The sequence below is a fragment of the Microbacterium sp. 13-71-7 genome (genome assembly GCF_002257455.1).
Classification (GTDB): domain Bacteria; phylum Actinomycetota; class Actinomycetes; order Actinomycetales; family Microbacteriaceae; genus Microbacterium.
The window spans coordinates 1-4,322 of the sequence record NZ_NCKN01000291.1 but is presented as its reverse complement, the minus strand read 5'-3'; the positions used below and the strand labels follow the sequence as shown (position 1 = coordinate 4,322).

Annotated in this window: 4 protein-coding genes; 3 read left to right on the top strand and 1 reads right to left on the bottom strand. The window is 70.0% G+C overall.

The annotated features are described in order from the left end of the window. Together rarD and guaB are read left to right on the top strand one after the other, a co-directional pair. Positions 1-844, top strand: an 844-nt coding sequence (gene rarD / locus B7X32_RS18905; protein WP_292723245.1) for an EamA family transporter RarD, incomplete at its 5' end; no start/stop codon positions are given. Between the two features lie 110 nt (positions 845-954). Then, positions 955-2,457: an IMP dehydrogenase gene (gene guaB, locus B7X32_RS18900; RefSeq protein WP_292723242.1), complete on the top strand. Its 1,503-nt coding sequence runs from the start codon at positions 955-957 to the stop codon at positions 2,455-2,457. A gap of 118 nt (positions 2,458-2,575) precedes the next feature. Here guaB and B7X32_RS18895 read toward each other — a convergent pair whose 3' ends face one another. Further along, entirely contained in the window at positions 2,576-4,060 is a 1,485-nt protein-coding gene (locus tag B7X32_RS18895; protein WP_292723239.1) for a DHA2 family efflux MFS transporter permease subunit, read from the bottom strand. A 97-nt stretch (positions 4,061-4,157) separates the two neighbouring features. Here B7X32_RS18895 and B7X32_RS18890 point away from each other — a divergent pair. After that, positions 4,158-4,322: TetR/AcrR family transcriptional regulator (locus B7X32_RS18890; protein ID WP_292723248.1), on the top strand; the 165-nt coding region annotated here is incomplete at its 3' end.

Sequence of the window (4,322 nt, the reverse complement as noted above, 5' to 3'; positions counted from 1 at the left end):
GGAGCTGGTGGCCTGGCGGGTCGCGCTCTCGTTCGTGTTCTGTCTCCTCCTGCTGGCGATCACCCGGGGCTGGAAGCCGCTGATGGCGATCGTCCGGCAGCCGCGGCTGCTCGCCCTGACGGCGCTCGCCGGCGTGCTGATCTACATCAACTGGCAGGTGTTCGTCCTCGCGACCCTGAACGGCGAGATCGTCGAGACCAGCCTCGGCTACTTCATCAACCCGATCGGCACGATGCTGCTCGGCGTGTTCGTGCTGAAGGAGAAGCTGCGCCGGCTGCAGTGGGTCGCGATCGGGATCGCCACGATCGCCGTCCTGGTGATCGTCTTCGCCCACGGCACCTTCCCGTGGATCGCGCTGTCGCTCACCGCATCCTTCGGCATCTACGGACTGGTGAAGAAGAAGATCGGCCCCTCGGTCGACGCCCTGAGCGGCCTCACCCTGGAGTCGTTCTGGCTGCTGCCCGTGGCCGTCGTGCAGCTGATCGCGGTCGGGCTCACCACCGGGATCACGATGGGCGCGAACGGCCCGCTGCACGCGGGCCTGCTCGCCTTCGCGGGCGTCGCCACCGCGGTGCCGCTGCTGCTGTTCGCCGCGGGCACCCGCCGGATCGGGCTGACTGTGATCGGCATGATCCAGTTCATCACCCCGATCATGCAGTTCCTCGTGGGCGTGCTCGTGATGCACGAGCCGATGCCGATCGAGCGGTGGATCGGCTTCGGCATCGTCTGGATCGCGATCGCCGTGTTCCTGATCGACCTCGCGCTCGCCGCCCGCCGGATGCGCTCCGGCCGCGGCGCGATCGCGGAGTCCGATCCCGGCACCGACACGATCCCCGTGCCCTGACGGACGGCCTTCCTGGGGGTCCGCTCCACGCGGCCCGTTCCTGGGAATACCGCACCCCTGGCGGCGCTTAGAATCGATACACGCGCGCGAGAAGAGGAGCCCCGCAACCCATGGAGCAGCACGACCCGTTCGGCTTTGTCGGATTGACCTACGATGACGTTCTGCTTCTGCCGGGGCATACGGATGTGATCCCGAGCGAGGCGGACACCTCGTCGCGCGTGACGCGCCGCATCTCCGTCGCGACGCCCCTGCTCTCCAGTGCGATGGACACCGTGACCGAGGCGCGCATGGCGATCGCCATGGCGCGCGAGGGCGGCCTGGGCATCCTGCACCGCAACCTGTCGATCGCCGACCAGGCCGCGCAGGTCGACCGCGTCAAGCGCAGCGAGTCCGGCATGATCACGGATCCGATCACGACGACCCCCGACGCGACGATCGCCGAGGTCGACGCGATGTGCGCGAAGTACCGCATCTCCGGCCTGCCCGTGGTCGATCCCGATGGACGCCTGGTGGGCATCGTCACGAACCGCGACATGCGCTTCGTCTCCGGATCCGCCAAGCAGACCACGCTCGCCCGCGACGTGATGACGAGCGAGAACCTCGTGACCGCGCCCGTCGGCGTCGCCGCCGAGCAGGTCATCGCGCTCTTCGCGAAGCACCGCGTGGAGAAGCTCCCGCTCATCGACGACGACGGCAAGCTCGCGGGCCTCATCACGATCAAGGACTTCGACAAGAGCGAGAAGTACCCGCTCGCCACGAAGGACGACCAGGGCCGCCTGCGGGTGGGCGCGGCGATCGGCTTCTTCGGCGACGCCTGGGAGCGTGCCGAGGCGCTGCGCGACAAGGGTGTCGACGTGCTCGTCGTCGACACCGCCAACGGTCAGTCCCAGGGCGTGATCGACCTCGTCAAGCGGCTCAAGGCGGATCCGTCCTTCGCGCACATCGACATCATCGGCGGCAACGTCGCGACCCGCGAGGGCGCGCAGGCGCTCGTCGACGCCGGCGTGGACGCCGTCAAGGTCGGCGTCGGCCCCGGCTCCATCTGCACCACGCGCATCGTCGCCGGTGTCGGCGTCCCGCAGGTGACGGCCGTGTACGAGGCGTCGCTCGCCGCGCGCCCGGCCGGAATCCCGGTCATCGCCGATGGCGGTCTGCAGTACTCCGGCGACATCGCCAAGGCGCTCGTCGCCGGCGCCGACGCCGTGATGCTCGGCTCCCTGCTCGCCGGCACCGAGGAGTCCCCGGGCGAGATCGTCTTCCAGGGCGGCAAGCAGTTCAAGCTGTACCGCGGCATGGGCTCGCTCGGCGCGATGCAGACCCGCGGCAAGCAGACGTCCTACTCGAAGGACCGCTACTTCCAGGCCGACGTGCCCAGCGACGACAAGCTCATCCCCGAGGGCATCGAGGGCCAGGTGCCCTACCGCGGCCCGCTGTCCGCCGTCGCGTACCAGCTCGTCGGCGGCCTGCGTCAGTCGATGTTCTACGTCGGGGCGCGCACGATCGAGGAGCTCAAGACCCGCGGCAAGTTCGTCCGCATCACCGCGGCCGGGCTCAAGGAGTCGCACCCGCACGACGTGCAGATCGTGGTCGAGGCGCCGAACTACAAGCGCTGAGGCGGATCGGGGCACGGCCGCGAAGCGGACTTGACGCGACCGCGCCGCGACCTCCCACACCCGAACCTCTGCACACGAAGGCCCCGGATCCCTGCGGTTCCGGGGCCTTCGTCGTTCCTCAGGCCGCGACGGGCTGCGCCTCGGTCGGCGCCGCCTCGACGGCGGCCTCGTCCTCCGCATGGCCGCCCTTGCCTGCCGGCAGCCAGAGGGCGATGACGGTGGCGACCAGCAGCACCGCGGCGCCCGTGAACACGGCGGGGCGGGCGGCGTCGACGTAGTGATCGGGCAGCAGTTGTCCGCCGGCGCCGACGAAGATCGCCGTCATCACGGCGGTGCCGAGGGCGACGCCCAGCTCGCGGAGCGTGGAGTTCACGCCGGAGGCCTTGGCGTGGTCGATGAGGCCGAGCGTGGCGAGCAGCGCCGTCGCGGAGGGGGCGAAGACGAGTCCCATGCCGATGCCGGCGAGGATGAAGGGCGCGACGAGCTCGGCATAGGGCACGTCCGTGGCGAGCAGCGCGGCCAGCCAGCCCAGCGCGACCCCCTGCAGCAGCAGGCCCGTGACGAGCAGCACCCGCGTGCCGACCCGTGGGGCGATCAGGCCAGCGAGCGGCGCCACGAACATCGGCGCGAGCGTCCATGGCGTCGTCTGCACGGCGGCCTCGAGCGGGGTCGCCCCCTGCACCACCTGCAGGAACTGGATCAGGATGAAGACGGATCCGAACGTGCCGAAGCTGAACGCGAAGCCGACGACGTTCGTGATCGAGAACGACCTGTCGCGGAACAGCCGCAGCGGCACGAGCGGTGCGGCCGAGCGCAGTTGCCAGACGAGGAAGGCGATCACGAGAGCGCCGCCCAGGGCGAGCTCGGCGATCACGCCGACCGTGTCCCAGCGGTCGTCGTTACCGCGCACGATCGCGTGCACGAGGGCGAGGACACCGCCGGCCGCGAGCACGGCGCCCGGCACGTCGATGCGCACCCTGGCGCCGAAGTCGTTGCGGAGCACGATCAGGGCGAGGGGGATCGCGATCACGGCGATGGGCACGTTGATCCAGAAGATCGCCTGCCAGTTCCAGCCCTCCATGATCGCTCCGCCGATGAGCGGCCCTACGGCCACGCCGAGGCCGGAGACGCCGCCCCAGATGCCGATCGCGAGCGGGCGTCGAGCGGCCGGCACCGCTCCGGTGAGCAGTGCGAGTGAGAGGGGCATGACGGCCGCCGCTCCCAGCCCCTGCACCGCGCGGGCGGCGATGAGCTGGCCGGGGTCGGCGCTGAGCGCGGCGAACAGCGACCCCGCGCCGAACAGGGCGATGCCGAGGACGAACACGGTGCGGCGGCCGAACCGGTCGCCGAGCGCGGAGGCCACGAGGATCGCACCGGCGAATGCCAGCGTGTAGGCGTTCACGAACCACTGCAACTGCTCGATCGTGGCGCCCATCTCGCGGTGCAGCACGGGGAGGGCGTTGGTCATGACGAGGTTGTCGAGCGTCGCCATGAACATCGGCAGGGAGGCCGCGGCGATGATGAGCGCCACCGGGCGCGGACGCCGGGGTGGCAGGGCGGACCGGCTCCGGCGGGCGGCCGGTGCGGGCGAGGGAACGGTCATGGGAAGCTCCAGTTGTAATTGGATGATTACTAGCGCTGACGACAATGTAGTAATCGAATGATTACAAAGTCAAGTCATTCGCTGATAACCTTTCGACATGACTTCCGCAGCCCGCACGGACCCCGACGTCGGCGAGGAGACCGGTCGCCGGCTCTCCTCCCAGGAGCGTCGCGCGCAGATCATCCTCGCCGCGCTCACGGTCTTCGGTTCGCGCGGCTACGAGGGCGCGACGACAGACCAGGTGGCCAAGGCCGCCGGTGTC

Coding starts and splice junctions, on each gene's coding strand:
- guaB (WP_292723242.1), top strand. CDS start 955: ATGGAGCAGCACGACCCGTTCGGCTTTGTCGGATTGACCTACGATGAC.
- B7X32_RS18895 (WP_292723239.1), bottom strand. CDS start 4,060: ATGACCGTTCCCTCGCCCGCACCGGCCGCCCGCCGGAGCCGGTCCGCC.